This is a genomic window from Streptomyces plumbidurans (assembly GCF_019857225.1).
GTDB classification, from domain to species: Bacteria; Actinomycetota; Actinomycetes; order Streptomycetales; family Streptomycetaceae; genus Streptomyces; species Streptomyces plumbidurans.
Map to the genome: position 1 here is coordinate 104567 of NZ_JAFJSY010000001.1, position 15100 is coordinate 119666.

Here is a 15100-nt window from a genome sequence, read left to right on the forward strand (position 1 = left end):
GCCGAGATGACCTCCACGACGGCCTCCCACGCGGCCGACCTGGTCGCCGCCCTGCTGTTCATCCTCAGCCTGGCCGGCCTGTCCCAGCACCGCACCTCCCGCGCCGGCGTCGTCTACGGCATCGGCGGCATGGCCCTCGCGCTGATCGCCACGATCGTGGTGGCCGCGCAGAGCATCAGCGCCGGTGCGGTGGCACTGATCCTGGTCGCCACCGCGGTCGGTGCGGCGGTCGGGCTGTGGCGCGCCCGCCGGGTCGAGATGACGCAGATGCCCGAACTGATCGCGGTGCTGCACAGTTTCGTCGGCCTCGCCGCGGTGCTGGTGGGCTGGAACAGCTACCTGGAGGTGGAGTCGCACGGCGACGCTCAGACCAGGATCGGCGCCGACCTGCTGGGCATCCACCACGCCGAGGTGTTCATCGGCATCTTCATCGGCGCGGTCACCTTCACCGGCTCGATCGTCGCGTTCCTGAAGCTGTCCGCCCGCATCAAGTCCCGTCCGCTGATGCTGCCCGGCAAGAACGCGCTCAACATCGGCGCGCTCGTCGCGTTCGTCGCGCTGACCGTCTGGTTCACGATCAGTCCTGACCTGCCGCTGATGATCGCCGTGACCGTGCTGGCACTGGCGCTGGGCTGGCATCTGGTCGCCTCGATCGGCGGCGGCGACATGCCCGTGGTCGTCTCCATGCTGAACAGCTACTCGGGCTGGGCGGCCGCCGCGGCCGGCTTCCTGCTCAACAACAACCTGCTCATCGTCACCGGCGCGCTGGTCGGCTCCTCCGGCGCCTATCTGTCGTACATCATGTGCAAGGCCATGAACCGCTCCTTCCTCTCCGTCATCGCGGGCGGCTTCGGCATCGAGGCGCCGTCCGGCGGCCAGGAGGAGGAGGGCGAGCATCGCGAGGTGCGCGCCGCGGAGGCGGCCGAACTGCTCGCCCAGGCCCGCTCGGTGATCATCACCCCCGGTTACGGCATGGCGGTCGCCCAGGCCCAGCACCCGGTCGCGGAGCTCACGCGGCGGCTGCGCGAGCGGGGCGTCGAGGTCCGGTTCGGCGTCCACCCGGTCGCCGGCCGGCTGCCCGGCCATATGAACGTGCTGCTCGCCGAGGCGAAGGTGCCCTACGACATCGTCCTGGAGATGGACGAGATCAACGACGACTTCGCCGACACCTCCGTCGTGCTGGTCATCGGCGCGAACGACACCGTCAACCCGGCCGCCATGGACGACCCGAGCAGCCCGATCGCCGGTATGCCGGTCCTGCGCGTCTGGGAGTCGGAGCAGGTCATCGTCTTCAAGCGCTCGATGGCCTCCGGCTACGCGGGCGTACAGAACCCCCTGTTCTTCCGCGAGAACAGCAGCATGCTCTTCGGCGACGCCAAGCAGAGCGTGGAGGCGATCCTGCACGCGCTCGGCTCCGACGGCGGCCACGGGGAGTCATCGGCGGGGCGCCAGACGACGTTTGCGGGACGCTGAGGCTTTGGGGGGACGGCGAAGCTCTGGAGGGGCGCTGAGGCTCGCACCTAACGGCCTTGCTCACGCCAGGAACGACAGCCGCACCGTGCGGTCCGGGTTGTCCTTGTTCGTGTCGACGAGGCAGACGGACTGCCAGGTGCCCAACTCCAGCCGTCCGCCGATCACCGGCAGGGTGGCGTGGGGCGGGACGATGGCCGGGAGGACGTGGTCGCGCCCGTGGCCGGGGCTGCCGTGGCGGTGCTGCCAGCGGTCGTCGGCGGGGAGGAGGGTGTGCAGGGTGGCGAGGAGGTCGTCGTCGCTGCCGGCGCCGGTCTCGATGACCGCGATACCGGCGGTGGCGTGCGGCACGAACACGTTGAGCAGGCCGTCACGGCCGGCGGCCGCCTCCCGCAGGAAGGCCTCGCAGTCGCGGGTCAGGTCGACGACCCGCTCGCCGGAGCCGGTGGAAACGTTCAGCACGCGCGTGGTGAAGGCATCGGACATGTCTCCATCCTGACCCATGCGGACCGTTCCCGAGGGCAGAGGAGTGCTGGGGAAGATCCGCGGCCGCGGCCGAGTTGGTAGAAGCGTGAACAACACGCGCGAGGTCGAGGCAGTCGTCGTAGGCGCCGGGCAGGCCGGGCTGTCCGGCGCCTATCACCTGCGGCGCACCGGTTTCGAGCCGGAGCGCGACTTCGTGGTCCTCGACCACTCCCCCGGTCCGGGCGGCGCCTGGCAGTTCCGGTGGCCGTCACTGACGTACGGCAAGGTCCACGGGATGCACTCGCTGCCCGGCATGGAGCTGACGGACGCCGATCCGGCGCGGCCGTCCTCCGAGGTCATCGCCGAGTACTTCGCCACGTACGAGCGCACCTTCGATCTGCGGGTGCGGCGGCCCGTCGAGGTGCGTGCGGTGCGGGAGGGCTCGGGCGGGCGTCTGCTCGTCGAGACCTCGGACGGCGACTGGTCGACGCGGGCGCTGATCAATGCGACCGGCACCTGGGACCGGCCGTTCTGGCCGCGCTATCCCGGTCAGGAGACCTTCCGGGGGCGGCAGTTGCACACGGCGCGGTACCCCGGGCCCGAGGCGTTCGCGGGCCAGCGGGTGATCGTGGTGGGCGGCGGCGCCTCCGGCACCCAGCATCTGCTGGAGATCGCCCCGCTCGCGGCCGCCACGACCTGGGTCACCCGGCGGCCGCCCGTCTACCGCGAGGGTCCGTTCACCGAGGAGTTCGGCCGGGCCGCGGTCGCGCTGGTGGAGGAGCGGGTACGGCAGGGGCTGCCGCCCCAGAGCGTCGTCTCGGTGACCGGGCTGCCGCTGAACGACGCAATCCGGCGGGGCCTCGCGGACGGCGTCCTCGACCGGCAGCCCATGTTCGACCGGATCACGCCGGACGGGGTGGCCTGGAACGACGGGCGGCACGTCGACGCCGACGTCATCCTGTGGGCGACCGGCTTCCGCGCCGCGATCGACCACCTGGCGCCGCTGCGGCTGCGCGAGCCGGGCGGAGGCATCCGCGTCGAGGGCACCCGGGCCGTCGCCGACCCGCGGATCCATCTCGTCGGCTACGGCCCGTCGGCCAGCACCATCGGCGCCAACCGGGCGGGCCGTGCCGCCGTACGGGACATCCGGCGGCTGCTCGCCGAGAAGGCCGTGCCCACCGAGCAGGAGCCTGCCGCCGCGTGACGACCCGCCGGGCCGGGCTCACGCGGACGGCGACGGCGACGGCTTCTTCTGCCCGGCGTTGAACTCGGCCACGTTGCGCTGGTGCTGGGCGAAGTCGGCGGTGAAGCGGGTGTCGCCCGGCTTGACGGTGACGAAGTACAGCCAGTCGCCCGGCGTCGGGCTGATCGCGGCGCGCATCGCGTCCTCGCCCGGGTTGTCGATCGGCGTCGGCGGCAGGCCCATGCGCCGGTAGGAGTTGTAGGGGCTGTCGACCTTGGTGTCGCCGCTGGTCGTCTTCAGCGTCGTGCGGTTGAGGGCGTAGTTGAGGGTGGAGTCCATCTGCAGCGGCATCCCGCGTTCCAGCCGGTTGAAGACGACCCGGGCCACCTTGCCCATGTCGGCCTTCGAGGCGGCCTCGGCCTGCACGATGCTCGCGACGGTGACCGCCTGGTAGACGTTCATGGCGTTGCGCTGCGCGCCTGCCGCGACCGGGGCGCCGTTGAACTTCCTGTCGGCGGTGCGGACCATGGCCGTCAGCAGGGACTCGGGGGTCGCCTTCTCGGGGACCGGGTAGGTCGCCGGGAAGAGGTAGCCCTCGGGGTTGCCCTCGGCGTCCTTGGGCAGCTTCAGGTGGGCTTTGGCCACCGAGTTCTTGGTGCTGCCCGCGGGCAGGGTGAGGGCCTTGTCCACGGCGGCGTAGATCTGGCTCGCGCGCCAGCCCTCGGGGATCACCAGGGACGCGGGCCGCGCGACCTCGCCGCTTCGGATCATCCACAGCGGCACCGCCACGACGGTGCCGGCCACGACGGCCCCGGTCACGACGAGGACGAGCTTGCCGCGCCGCGTCAGTCGAATCGTGCTCCGTGGCGGAGTGTTCTTCTGCATGCGGGCACGGTAACCCGCATAACGCCACAAACCCGGCATATCTTCAGCTCGTCGGCTTCAGTTGGGCATCCCGGCGTACGAGGGCCGCGTACCGCCCGTCCAGATCCAGCAGTTCCTCGTGCGTGCCGCGCTCGACCACGCTCCCGGAGTCGAGGACCGCGATCTGGTCGGCGCCACGGATGGTCGACAGGCGGTGCGCGATGGTGAGCGTGGTGCGGTTGGCCGACAGGGCGTCGATCGCGTCCTGGACGGCTGCCTCGGTGCGGTTGTCCAGGGCGCTGGTCGCCTCGTCGAGAATCAGGACCGGCGGGTCGCGCAGGATGGTGCGGGCGATGGCCAGGCGCTGCTTCTCACCGCCGGAGAAGCGGTGGCCGCGCTCGCCGACGACCGTGTCGTAGCCGTCGGGCAGGGACGCGATGTGGTCGTGGATCTGTGCCGCCTTGGCGGCCGTGCGCAGTTCCTCGTCGGTGGCGCCCGGCTTGGCGAAGCGCAGGTTCTCGGCGACCGAGGCGTGGAAGAGGTACGTCTCCTGGGAGACGACGCCGACCGCGCGGGCGAGGGTGTCGAAGTCGAGGTCGCGCACGTCGATGCCGTCGAGGGTGACGCGGCCGCCGGTGACGTCGTAGAGCCTCGGGACGAGGTAGCCGAGCGTGGACTTTCCGGCGCCGGTGGGGCCGACGACCGCGAGGCTGCTGCCGGCCGGGACGGTGACGTCGATGCCGTCGAGGATCGGCCCGCCCTTGTCGTCGTAGCGGAACTCGACGTCCTCGAAGCGGACTTCGCCCTTGATCTGGTCGAGGTGGACGGGGTTGTCCCGCTCGGTGATGTCGATCGGCAGGTCGAGGTATTCGAAGATGCGCTGGAAGAGGGCGAGCGAGGTCTGGATCTGGACGCCGGTCGACAGCAGGCTGACCGTCGGGCGGAACAGGCCCTGCTGGAGCGAGACGAAGGCGACGATCGTGCCGATCGAGACCTGCGGGCCGCCCATCTGCAGGGCGATGCCCGCGGTCCAGTAGATGACGGCCGGCATGGCGGCCATGACGATCGTGATGACGGCCATGCGCCAGCGGCCTGCCATGTTCGAGCGCACCTCGAGGTCGACCAGGTCCTCGGACTCCTCGGCGAAGGACCTCGTGAGGGAGTCGGAGCGGCCCATGGTGCGGCCGAGCAGGATGCCGCTGACGGAGAGCGACTCGGTGACGGTCGCCGCCATCGCGGCCATCTGCTTCTGGCGCTGGGTGGTGATCTTCTTGCGTTCGTTGCCGACGCGGCGGCTGACCCACACGAAGACCGGGAGCAGCAGAAGCGAGACGACGGTCAGCCGCCAGTCGAGGGCGATCATCGCGACGATGGTGGCGACCACGCTGGTCAGATTGGAGACCAGGGAGGTGGCGGTGGAGGTGACCGTGGCCTGCATGCCGCCGATGTCGTTGGCGATGCGGGACTGCACCTCGCCGGTGCGGGTGCGGGTGAAGAACGCGAGCGACATGCGCTGCAGGCGGCCGTAGACGGCGGTGCGCAGGTCGTGCATGACGCGCTGGCCGACGGTCGTGGAGATCAGGGTCTGCAGGACGCCGAAGATGCTGGTCAGGACGGCGCTGAGGATCATGCCCAGCGCGAGCAGGCTGAGCAGTCCGGTGCGGCCCTGCGGGATGGCGACGTCGAGGACGGCCTTCAGCAGGAAGGGCGTGGCCACGGAGACCAGTGATGCGGCGCCGACCAGCAGGCCGACAACGGCGAGGCGGGCGCGGTAGGGACGGAAGAGCTTGAGGATGCGACGCACCTGCCGCGGCTGTTCCTTGGCGTCGGCAGGCGGTGTCCAGCGGGGTTCTCGATCGGGGTTCATGGGCTCCTACGGGATGGGAGGACGAACGTCGGCGCGCATCCGGTGCGGCACCGACTTGCGGAGCTTAGCTCATTGTTACCTATGCTCACAATGAACTAGGTCCTGATATTGTTCCCGCATGACGACCCCGGATCCCGACAGCCTGCTCGCCGAGCAACTGCTGCGGTTCACTCGGCGCATGCACCGCATCCAGAAACGCCACATCGAACGGGCGGGCCTGGGTGCCACACCGGCCCAGTCCCGGCTGCTGCGCATGCTGGCGCAGTACGACGCGCCGCCGCGCATGGCGGACCTCGCCGAACGCCTGGAGGTCGTCCCCCGCGCCGTGACCACTCTGGTGGACGGCCTGGAGGCGAACGGCAAGGTGCGCCGTGTACCCGACCCGACCAACCGCCGGGTGATCCGGATCGAGCTCACCGAGGACGGGCACAAGGCCGTACGCGCGGTGTTCGCGGCCCGCAGAGCGGCCGCCGAGGAGGTGCTCGCACCCCTCACGGAGGAGCAGCGCACGGTCCTCGGCGGGCTGCTGGACGTACTGGTGGACGGGGCGCCGGAACCGACGGGGCGCTGCTGAGGCGGTTGGGCGACGTCTGGGGCGGTCGGGCGACGTCTGGGGCGGGGGTCGCCTCGGTGAGCGTCGCGGTTCTGGGTGAGCCCGCCGGGTGCAGGACGCGTTCGCTGCCCGGCACCTACGCCTTCAGGTTCGCCCTGTCCCCCATCACCACCACCGGATGCTGGTGTGGATCGAGCGTTCGCAGCAGGTACTGCATCGCCGCCTCGGAGAGGCTGATGCAGGCCGACGTACCGCTGCCGTGGTCCAGGTGCAGCCAGATGCTGCCGCCCTTCGCGTCGCCCTGAGGACGGGTCGGATCGTCGGGCGGGGTGCCCTTGAGGCGGTTGTAGTCGATGGCGATGACGTAGTCGAAGTCGTGCCAGTGCGACTTCGCCCACCAGCGCGGGGCCGCGAACGACGCGTCGCGGGTGTACGGCAGCCGGGTGCCGGGGTCGGCGAGGACGCCGCCCGCGTCGGTGAGGGTGAACACGCCGACCGGGCTGCGGCGATCGTCCTCGTGATGGTGGGTGGTCCAGCCCTTCTTGCCGTTGTGCGCGGGCCAACTGCCCTGCCGCCTCCAGGACTTGCCGTGCCGGGTGTAGAGCACGGCGGTGGACCGCGCGGAGTCCCTGCCGGCGCCGTAGACCGCCACGACCTGACCGGTGTCGGCGGGGATCCGCCGGTACAGACGGTCACCGACGCCGGGGATGCGGGTACTGCCGACGGCGGGCCGGTGCGCGGAAGACCCGCTGGCCGAGGCGTCCTTGTCGCCTCCGTCGCTCTGATGTGTGCCGCCGCAGGCGGACAGTGACGCCAACAGGGTTGCCAGGGACGCCACAGCGACCGCCGTACGAGATGCACCGTTCTTTCGCATCGCCCCATTCTGTACCGCGCGCGGAAAACCGTTTGCTTCCGACCACGCTGCGAGGCGAACCTTTCACGGTTTGCTGCCGCCGTTCGCGGCTGTCCTCCTCACCCCTGACACGAGCCCCTGGGACGTCCGTCGTCATGCAGATTCAAGACCTTCCGTACGCCGACCCGGGCACCCCGGACGCGCGCTCGGGTCCCCGGTTCCTGTGGTGGCTGGCGCGCAATCAGCCGGGCGGCCAGGTCAAGGCGCTGGTCTGGGGGCTGCTGCACTTCACCTCCGTCTGCGCGCTGCCGTTCTGCGTCGGCGCGGCCGTCCAGGCGGCGGTCGACCGCTCGGGCAGCCGACTCGCCCTCGCGGGCGGCCTGTTGGCCCTTGCCGCGGTCGGCATCGCTCTGGGCGACACGTACTTGCACCGTGCCGCGGTCACCAACTGGATCACGGCCGCCGCCCGCACCCAGCAACTGCTCGCCCGCAAGGCCGCCCTGCTGGGCTCGGCGCTGACCCGGCGCGTCGCGGCCGGCGAGGTCGTCACCGTCTCCACCGGTGACGTGGAGAAGATCGGCTGGTTCGTGGAGGCCGTCTCCCGGTTCACCGCGGCAGCCCTGACCGTCGTGCTGGTCTGCGTGGCCCTGGTCGTCTACCAGCCGGCGCTCGGCGTGGTCGTCGCAGCGGGCCTGCCCGTGGTGGCGCTGGCCGCGCTGCCGCTGCTGCCGCGGGCGACCCGGCGGGCCGACTTCCAGCGCGAGAAGGCGGGGCGGGCCACCGAACTGGCCTCGGACACCGTCGCCGGTCTGCGGGTGCTGCGCGGCATCGGCGGCGAGGAGCTGTTCCTCGACCGCTACCGCAGCGCCTCCCAGGAGGTCCGCCGCGCCGCCGTGCGCAGCGCACGCATGTGGGCGCTGATCTCCGCGATCCAGGTGCTGCTGCCGGGTCTGCTGATGGTCGCAATCGTCTGGTACGGCGTCCATCTGGCCCGCGAGGGCCGTATCACCGTGGGCGAACTGGTCACCGTCTACAGCTCGGTGATGATCCTGAGCTATCCGCTGCGGCACTTCGAGGAGATCGCCATGGCGTACTCCTTCTCGCGCCCCTCCGCGCGACGGGCCGCGGGGGTGCTGGCGCTGGAGCGGGCCACGGACGCGGGCGGGGTGCGCACCGCTGACCTCGACGGTGGGCGGTCGGCCGGTGTGCCCGGCGGTGATCTGTACGATCCCGCCACCGGTCTACTCGCCCCCGCCGGGCGGTTCACCGCCGTGGTGTGCGGTGACCCGGACGCGGCGGGCCTGCTCGCCGAACGGCTGGGCGGACACCCCGCCGAGCGGAGCACCTCCGTACTGCTGGGCGGGGTGCCCCTCGACGAACTGCCGTTGGACACGGCCCGCACGGCGGTGCTGGTCCAGGACAAGGACCCGGTGCTGCTGTCCGGTTCGCTGCGCGAGCTGCTCGACGTACCCGCCTCGGGTGGCGTCAGTGCGCGCGACGCGCTCACGGCCGCCCAGTGCGCCGATGTCCTGGAGGCGCTGGCACAGGGGTCGTTGGACGCCGAGGACCCGATGGACACCCGGATCACCGAGCGGGGGCGGTCACTGTCCGGCGGGCAGCGCCAACGGCTCGCCCTGGCCCGGTCGTTGATCACCGACCCCGAGGTGCTCGTCCTGGACGAGCCGACCTCGGCCGTCGACTCGCACACCGAAGCACGAATCGCCCAGGGGGTGCGCGATCTGCGGGAGGGGCGCACGACGGTGGTGTTCACCTCCTCGCCGCTCCTCCTCGACCGCGCGGACCAGGTCGTGCTGGTGCACGAGGGCGCGGTCGCCGCGGTCGGGGTGCACCGCGAACTGGTCCACAGCGAGCCCCGCTACCGGGCCGTGGTGACCCGGGAGACGGACGAGGAGGCCGCCCTGAACGGTGTCCTCGACGAATTGCCGAGGGCCGGACTCCCCGGGGAGCAACTCCGTGGGGGCGAACTTCGTGGAGAGGAACTTTGTGGAGGCGAACTCCGTGGAGATGCACTCCGGGGAGATGACCTCCGGGGAGACGAACTGCACCGGGACGAACTGCACCAGGACGAACTTCACCGTAACGAACTCCAAGAGATCGAGGAGTCGGCATGATCGGCGTGGCGCCACCGGCGTACGACCCGGCGGCCCCGACGACGGCGAACACCCTGCCCGTCGGCGCCCCGGCGACCGTACGCGCCTATGTGACCGAGCTGTTCCGGCGGCATCGCCGGGCCTTTCTGGTCCTGATGGCCGTCAACACGGTGTCCGTGATCGCCTCGATGGCCGGTCCGTGGCTGCTGGGCGACCTCGTCGAGCGGGTCTCGGACGATGCGCGCGAGCTTCATCTCCCGCTCACCGTCTCGCTGTTCGCGCTCGCACTGGTCGTCCAGGCCGTGTTCGTACAGCAGGTACGGCTGCGCGGAGCGATGCTCGGCGAGCGGATGCTGGCCGACCTGCGCGAGGACTTCCTCGTACGGTCGGTCGGGCTTCCGCCGGGCATCCTGGAACGGGCCGGCACCGGCGACCTGCTGTCTCGCATCACCACGGACATCGACCGGCTCGCCAACGCCATGCGCGAGGCCGTGCCGCAGCTTTCGATCGGCGTGGTGTGGGCGCTGCTGCTGCTCGGCGGACTCGTCGTCACCGTGCCGCCGCTGGCGCCCGCCGTCCTGATCGCCGTGCCACTGCTGATGGCAGGCTGCCGCTGGTACTTCAAACGGGCGCCGTCCGCCTACCGTTCGGAGGCCGCCGGATACGCCGCCGTGGCCGCCGCCCTCGCCGAGACCGTCGACGCCGGACGCACCGTCGAGGCCCACCGCCTGAGCGAACGCCGCATCGGCCTGTCGGACCGCCGGGTGAAGGAGTGGACTGCCTGGGAGCGCTACACGCTGTGGCTGCGCTCCGTGCTCTTCCCGGTCATCAACCTCACCCACGCGACTGTGCTCGGCTCGGTCCTGATCATCGGCGGCGTGTTCGTGCTGCACGGCTGGATCGGGGTGGGCCAGCTGACCACGGGCGCGCTCATCGCGCAGATGCTCGTCGACCCGGTCAACCTCATCCTGCGCTGGTACGACGAGCTGCAGGTGGCCCAGGTGTCACTGGCCAGGCTGGTCGGCGTGCGCGACATCGAGCCGGACGCCGGGGACCGCACGGTGGCCCCCGACGGCCGTGACGTGCACGCGGACCGGGTGCACTTCGGCTACCGCGAGGGCGTCGACGTGCTGCGCACGGTGTCCCTGCGGGTCGCGCCCGGCACCCGGCTGGCGCTGGTCGGGCCGTCCGGCGCGGGCAAGTCCACGCTCGGCCGGCTCCTCGCCGGTATCTACGCACCCCGCGACGGCCACATCACCCTCGGCGGCGCCGAGCTGTCCAGGATGCCCGCCGAACGCGTCCGCTCCCACGTGGCACTCGTCAACCAGGAACACCACGTCTTCGTGGGCTCCCTGCGCGACAACCTCCTGCTCGCCCGGACCTCCGCGACCGACGCCGAGCTCTGGGCGGCACTGGGCGCGGTCGACGCGGACGGCTGGGCGCGGGCGCTGGACGACGGCCTGCACACCGAGGTCGGTTCGGGCGGTCTCGCCCTCACTCCGGCCCAGGCCCAGCAGATCGCACTGGCCCGTCTGGTCCTGGCGGACCCGCACACCCTGGTCCTGGACGAGGCGACCTCCCTGCTCGACCCCCGTGCGGCCCGCCACCTCGAACGCTCCCTCGCCCGAGTCCTCGACGGCCGCACAGTGGTCGCCATCGCCCACCGCCTGCACACCGCCCACGACGCCGACGTCATCGCCGTCGTCGAGAACGGCCGCATCGTCGAACTCGGCAGCCACGAGGAACTGGTGACGGTGGATGGCGGCGCGTACGCGGCGCTTTGGCGGTCTTGGCACGGGTGAGGGAGGTTGGGATTGCGGGTGAGGTGGGGTGGGGTGGGGTCAGGTTCTCCGGGGCCGGGACTTGGGTGAGGGCGCGGTCCGGAGCGGGGCGGGGCCGGGGCCCAGTCCGGGTCTGGGGCGGACGGCCGAGTCTGAGGCGCGATCCGGGGCCGTGCCTTGGGCGGGGTCGACCGACTCGCCCGGAGTCTCCCGTACCGCCGCTCCCGACCAGGTCAGTAGCCACCACCACCGCTGCTGTTGCCGTTGTCCGTGCTGCTCGCCGCCGGGGCGGCCGTCTTGATCGCCGTGCCCTTGGCGTTCATGACATACCAGATCTTGTCGATGCCCTGCCCCTTCACATCGCCGGACGCCCGGTCGTTGGCGTAGTAGTACAACGGGTGTCCGGCGTAGGTCACCTGCGCCTTGCCCCCGCCCTTCGTGGCGCCGATGAGGCTCGCCTGCGCCCCCTTGCCGGCGTGCGGCTTTCCCTCCATGTGCGGCCAGAGCCTGATGCAGGCCGCGTCGCAGTTCATCGAGTTGGTGTTCTTGCCGTCCTCGGTGAACAGGTACAGCGTGCGTCCGCTGCCGTCGGTGAGGATGTTGCCGAGCGGCGAACTGGTGACCTTGATCGTCGAGGTGTCCATGACGGCCGGGGCCGGACTGCCGGCCTGGCTTCCGCTGCCTGAGTTGCTGCTACCACTGCCGCTGCCACATCCGGCCAGCGCCAGCGCCGACGCGAGGGCGAACCCGGCCACGGTGATCCTGCTGATGCTCATGATCTCTCCGTCCGTTTCGACGGAGGTTGTACGGGCGAAAGGCGGCGAGAGATTGCACCTGGTTCCGTTCAATCCCTTTGCCCCCTTCGTACGTACCTATGGATGTGGAACTGTTCCCGCGCACCGACCGGGTCGACGACGCCTCGCTCGTCGCCGGCCTCGCCCTGGGCGACGAGCAGGCCGCACTCGCCTTCGTGCGCCGCTTCCAGGACGCGGTCTTCGGCCTGGCCGTATCGGTGACCCACGATCGCGCCCTGGCCGAGGACGTCAGCCAGGAGGTGTTCGTACGGGCCTGGCGCGCGGCGGGCAACTACGACCCCCGGCGGGCCTCGGCCCTGACCTGGCTGCTGACCATCACCCGCAACGCCGCCATCGACGCCGTCCGGGCGCGGCGCCCCACTCCCGTTCTGGCCGAGACGCTGGAACGGCTGCTTGACGTGACCCTGCGGTCGGCCGCCGACACGAACGGCACCGAGCGGCTGGCTCTGCTCGCCCTGGAGAGCGAGCGTGCCTTGGCACGACTGCGGGCCCTGCCCGAGGAGCAGGCCCGCGCGGTCGCGCTGGCCGTGCTGGGCGGCTGCACCGCCGCCGAGGTGGGCCGGCACGAGAACATCCCCCTGGGCACCGCCAAGACCCGCATCCGCACCGGCCTGCGCAGGCTGCGCGAGACACTGAAGGAGGAGAGCCGTGACGGAGCGCCACCCCGACGAGCAACGCCACCCTGACGAGCGACGTCATCCTGACGAGGACGAACTGACCGCCCTTGCCCTCGGCACCCTCCCCGGCGAGCCGGCCACGCTGCTGCGCCATCTCACCGCCTGCGTGACCTGCCGCGCCGCCTATGACGAGCTGTCCGCGGCCGTCGACGCCGTCCTGCCGGCGGCCCCCTCGGTCGCGGCACCGCCGGGCTTCGACACCCGCGTGCTCGACCGCCTGGAACTGCGCCGCCGCTCCCCCGCCCGCCGTAGGTACCGCACCCAGCTGCTGGTCGCCGCGGCCGCCGCGGCCGGACTCTGCCTGGGCGCGGGCGGCACGACACTGCTTCACCACGAGTCGGCCCCGGTGCAGGTGGCCGCGAGCGACCACGGGGCCCGGCTGGTCACCGGCTCGGGAGCGGCAGTGGGAACCGTTGAGCCGAGCCGCGCCGGCACCGAGCGTGTCCTCGTCATGCAGATCACGGCCGGGCGGCCCGGCACCCACTACACCTGCCGCCTGCTGCTCAAGGACGGCTCCACCCGCGACGCCGGCCAGTGGTGGATGCCGCAGTCCGGCCGGGCCACCTGGATCGCCTACGGATCGGCCGGCTCCGTCGATCGCGTCCAACTGGTGACGGACGACGGCCACGTCTGGTCCTCGGCCGTACCGCGCACCTGACGCGGGCCGCTGCCCGCCTCCTCCCGCCGTGCCGTTGCGCAGTCCCGAAAAGGGGTGGAAGGCTGGATATCGGCACGGGCTCGGGGAGCGCCCAGGGACCCGAGGTCCCTCCGGGCGCAGCCGGTGCTCCGCGCGACGGCGGCCGGCGCCCGACGCGGTGAGAAGCGGGCCCGTCCCCATCACCTGGAGGTATCCGTGAACAGCGTCGACGGATGGGGAGACGACGTCTACCAGCCCGACGGATCCGAGATCCAGGAGGACTCCGGACTGCTCGACGTGGAGGACACGCTCGACGACGACGGCGTTGACGACCCCCTCGACCGGGGCTGGTCCCCTCCGGAGAGGCCGTGGGCGGTGGAGCGCGACGACGTGACCGCGGCGGAGCGCCGTCACGGGGAGACCCTGGAGCAGCGGCTCGCCGAGGAACTGCCGGAGCTGGTGATGTCCGACGGCGACGGCATCGGAGACTGCGACGGCTCCGACGGGGAACTCCTGGACGACGAGGTCGGCGCCACCCGCTCCGGCCGTCTCGTGGCCCCGGACGAGGGGGTGCACGAGGATGAGGAGAGCGCGCTGATCGCCACGGACGTGGGCATCGACGGTGCCGCCGCGTCCGCCGAGGAAGCGGCGATGCACATCGTCGACGGGGACGCCCTGGCCGGCTGACCGGACGCCCACCAGCCCGAGGAGGACGCATGCAGCAGGACAAGCAGCCCGACTACCACCCGGTGGTCTTCCGCGACCGTGCCGCGGGCTATGCCTTCCTGACCCGGTCCACCGCGACCAGTGAGCAGACCATCGAGTGGGACGACGGCGAGACCTACCCGGTGGTGGATGTGGAGATCTCCTCGGAGAGCCACCCCTTCTACACCGGCAAGGCACGCACGGTGGACACGGAGGGCCGTGTCGCCCAGTTCGAGCGACGCTACGGGGGCGGCGCGGGCCAGGGCTCGGGCACCGCGGGCTGAACCCGCGGCCGGCCGGCGCCGCGCTGCTCAGATGACGTTCAGCGCGGCCGCGCAGCCCACCCCGCCGAGCAGCATGAACACCGGCATCAGAACCTTGAGCTCGACCCAGCTGCCCGCACGGAACCGCATGAACTTCGGCGGGCCGATCGGGTACCAGCGCTTGCGGCCCACCGGGATCGGCCACAGTATCGGGCAGCCGGAGACCGTCAGCGCGTCCCCGATGTCGTGCACCAGCGCGCCCAGCACGATCGGCAGCCCCAGCCACAGGTACTGCTGGCCCGGCTCCGTGAACAGCCAGTGCGAGCCGTTGCCCGGCTTGTCCAGGACCTGGGCGAGGATCCAGGCGCTGGTGGCGGCCAGCAGCCAGACCAGGACGTCGCTGCTGGAGCCGCGGGCCGCCCGCCACAGCAGGCCCTCGATGGCCAGCACCATGTGGACGAAGAGGATGGCGAGGACCGCCCAGCGGCCACCCGTGATGGCGAGGACCGACGTACCTCCGCCGATCAGGACCGCCCAGAGCCAGGTGTGGGTGAGTGTGCGGTGGCCGCCGGAGCGGCGCGGGTCGCCCTTCTTCTTCGTCGCCTTGTAGACGCCGTAGGAGAGCTTGTCGACGATCTCGCACAGCGCGCGGGAGAGGGGGCCGAAGGCCCTGGAGATGGTGGCGGCCTTGTGGTCCAGGTCCGGGGCGAGTGCGGCTCCGGCGCAGATCAGCGAGCCGACCAGGAGGACCGGCCAGGGCATGGAATGCCCGGCCGCGGCGGCAGCCGCACCGACGCCGAGCCAGGCGGCCGCGCCCGACAATGAGTGTGCTGGTCCCATCATGGCCGTTCCCCGC

The 15100-nt window shown here is 71.5% G+C and carries 15 protein-coding genes; 9 read left to right on the plus strand and 6 right to left on the minus strand.

What is annotated here, in order from left to right; genetic code table 11:
* Window positions 1-6 precede the first annotated feature (6 nt).
* On the plus strand, window positions 7-1473 hold the full coding sequence (gene pntB, locus JYK17_RS00460) for a Re/Si-specific NAD(P)(+) transhydrogenase subunit beta (protein ID WP_108009567.1): 1467 nt from the start codon (window positions 7-9) through the stop codon (window positions 1471-1473).
* A 60-nt stretch (window positions 1474-1533) separates the two neighbouring features.
* Here pntB and JYK17_RS00465 read toward each other — a convergent pair whose 3' ends face one another.
* Window positions 1534-1956, minus strand: a complete 423-nt coding sequence (locus JYK17_RS00465; protein ID WP_108009569.1) for a YjbQ family protein — start codon at window positions 1954-1956, stop codon at window positions 1534-1536.
* An 85-nt stretch (window positions 1957-2041) separates the two neighbouring features.
* On the opposite strand from JYK17_RS00465, the gene JYK17_RS00470 reads away from it, so the two are divergent.
* Window positions 2042-3139 carry an NAD(P)-binding domain-containing protein gene (locus JYK17_RS00470; RefSeq protein ID WP_108009571.1) on the plus strand — a complete coding sequence of 366 codons (1098 nt, stop codon included), beginning with the start codon at window positions 2042-2044 and terminating at the stop codon, window positions 3137-3139.
* A gap of 18 nt (window positions 3140-3157) precedes the next feature.
* Here the strand turns inward: JYK17_RS00470 and mltG are convergent, their stop codons facing one another.
* A complete protein-coding gene (gene mltG, locus JYK17_RS00475; protein WP_108009573.1) occupies window positions 3158-4003 on the minus strand; it encodes an endolytic transglycosylase MltG in 846 nt (281 codons plus the stop codon).
* A 43-nt stretch (window positions 4004-4046) separates the two neighbouring features.
* Window positions 4047-5849: an ABC transporter ATP-binding protein gene (locus JYK17_RS00480; protein ID WP_108009575.1), complete on the minus strand. Its 1803-nt coding sequence runs from the start codon at window positions 5847-5849 to the stop codon at window positions 4047-4049.
* 118 nt (window positions 5850-5967) lie between these two features.
* On the opposite strand from JYK17_RS00480, the gene JYK17_RS00485 reads away from it, so the two are divergent.
* Window positions 5968-6423, plus strand: a complete 456-nt coding sequence (locus tag JYK17_RS00485) for a MarR family winged helix-turn-helix transcriptional regulator (protein WP_128803841.1) — start codon at window positions 5968-5970, stop codon at window positions 6421-6423.
* A gap of 115 nt (window positions 6424-6538) precedes the next feature.
* Here the strand turns inward: JYK17_RS00485 and JYK17_RS00490 are convergent, their stop codons facing one another.
* Window positions 6539-7276: a L,D-transpeptidase family protein gene (locus JYK17_RS00490; protein WP_128803840.1), complete on the minus strand. Its 738-nt coding sequence runs from the start codon at window positions 7274-7276 to the stop codon at window positions 6539-6541.
* Between the two features lie 134 nt (window positions 7277-7410).
* On the opposite strand from JYK17_RS00490, the gene JYK17_RS00495 reads away from it, so the two are divergent.
* Both JYK17_RS00495 and JYK17_RS00500 read left to right on the plus strand, forming a co-directional pair.
* Window positions 7411-9387: an ABC transporter transmembrane domain-containing protein gene (locus JYK17_RS00495; protein WP_108009581.1), complete on the plus strand. Its 1977-nt coding sequence runs from the start codon at window positions 7411-7413 to the stop codon at window positions 9385-9387.
* Window positions 9384-11168, plus strand: a complete 1785-nt coding sequence (locus tag JYK17_RS00500; RefSeq protein WP_222809527.1) for an ABC transporter ATP-binding protein — start codon at window positions 9384-9386, stop codon at window positions 11166-11168. Before JYK17_RS00495 ends, JYK17_RS00500 begins: the two co-directional genes overlap by 4 nt.
* A 212-nt stretch (window positions 11169-11380) precedes the next feature.
* On the opposite strand, the gene JYK17_RS00505 is transcribed toward JYK17_RS00500, so the two are convergent.
* Window positions 11381-11923 carry a COG4315 family predicted lipoprotein gene (locus JYK17_RS00505; protein ID WP_222809528.1) on the minus strand — a complete coding sequence of 181 codons (543 nt, stop codon included), beginning with the start codon at window positions 11921-11923 and terminating at the stop codon, window positions 11381-11383.
* 98 nt (window positions 11924-12021) lie between these two features.
* On the opposite strand from JYK17_RS00505, the gene JYK17_RS00510 reads away from it, so the two are divergent.
* From JYK17_RS00510 to JYK17_RS00525, 4 genes are all read left to right on the plus strand, one after another.
* Window positions 12022-12648, plus strand: coding sequence for an RNA polymerase sigma factor (locus JYK17_RS00510; protein ID WP_222809529.1), 627 nt, complete (start codon window positions 12022-12024; stop codon window positions 12646-12648).
* The gene (locus tag JYK17_RS00515) at window positions 12611-13297 is read left to right on the plus strand and encodes a cupin domain-containing protein (protein ID WP_222809530.1); all 687 of its coding nucleotides are present in this window, start codon (window positions 12611-12613) and stop codon (window positions 13295-13297) included. The genes JYK17_RS00510 and JYK17_RS00515 overlap by 38 nt, the downstream gene beginning before the upstream one ends.
* Before the next feature lie 195 nt (window positions 13298-13492).
* Window positions 13493-13963, plus strand: a complete 471-nt coding sequence (locus JYK17_RS00520) for a DUF5709 domain-containing protein (protein WP_222809531.1) — start codon at window positions 13493-13495, stop codon at window positions 13961-13963.
* A gap of 29 nt (window positions 13964-13992) precedes the next feature.
* Window positions 13993-14265 carry a type B 50S ribosomal protein L31 gene (locus JYK17_RS00525; RefSeq protein ID WP_222809532.1) on the plus strand — a complete coding sequence of 91 codons (273 nt, stop codon included), beginning with the start codon at window positions 13993-13995 and terminating at the stop codon, window positions 14263-14265.
* Window positions 14266-14292: 27 nt separating this feature from the next.
* Here the strand turns inward: JYK17_RS00525 and JYK17_RS00530 are convergent, their stop codons facing one another.
* Entirely contained in the window at window positions 14293-15087 is a 795-nt protein-coding gene (locus JYK17_RS00530; protein WP_108009593.1) for a metal-dependent hydrolase, read from the minus strand.
* Between the last annotated feature and the right edge of the window lie 13 nt (window positions 15088-15100).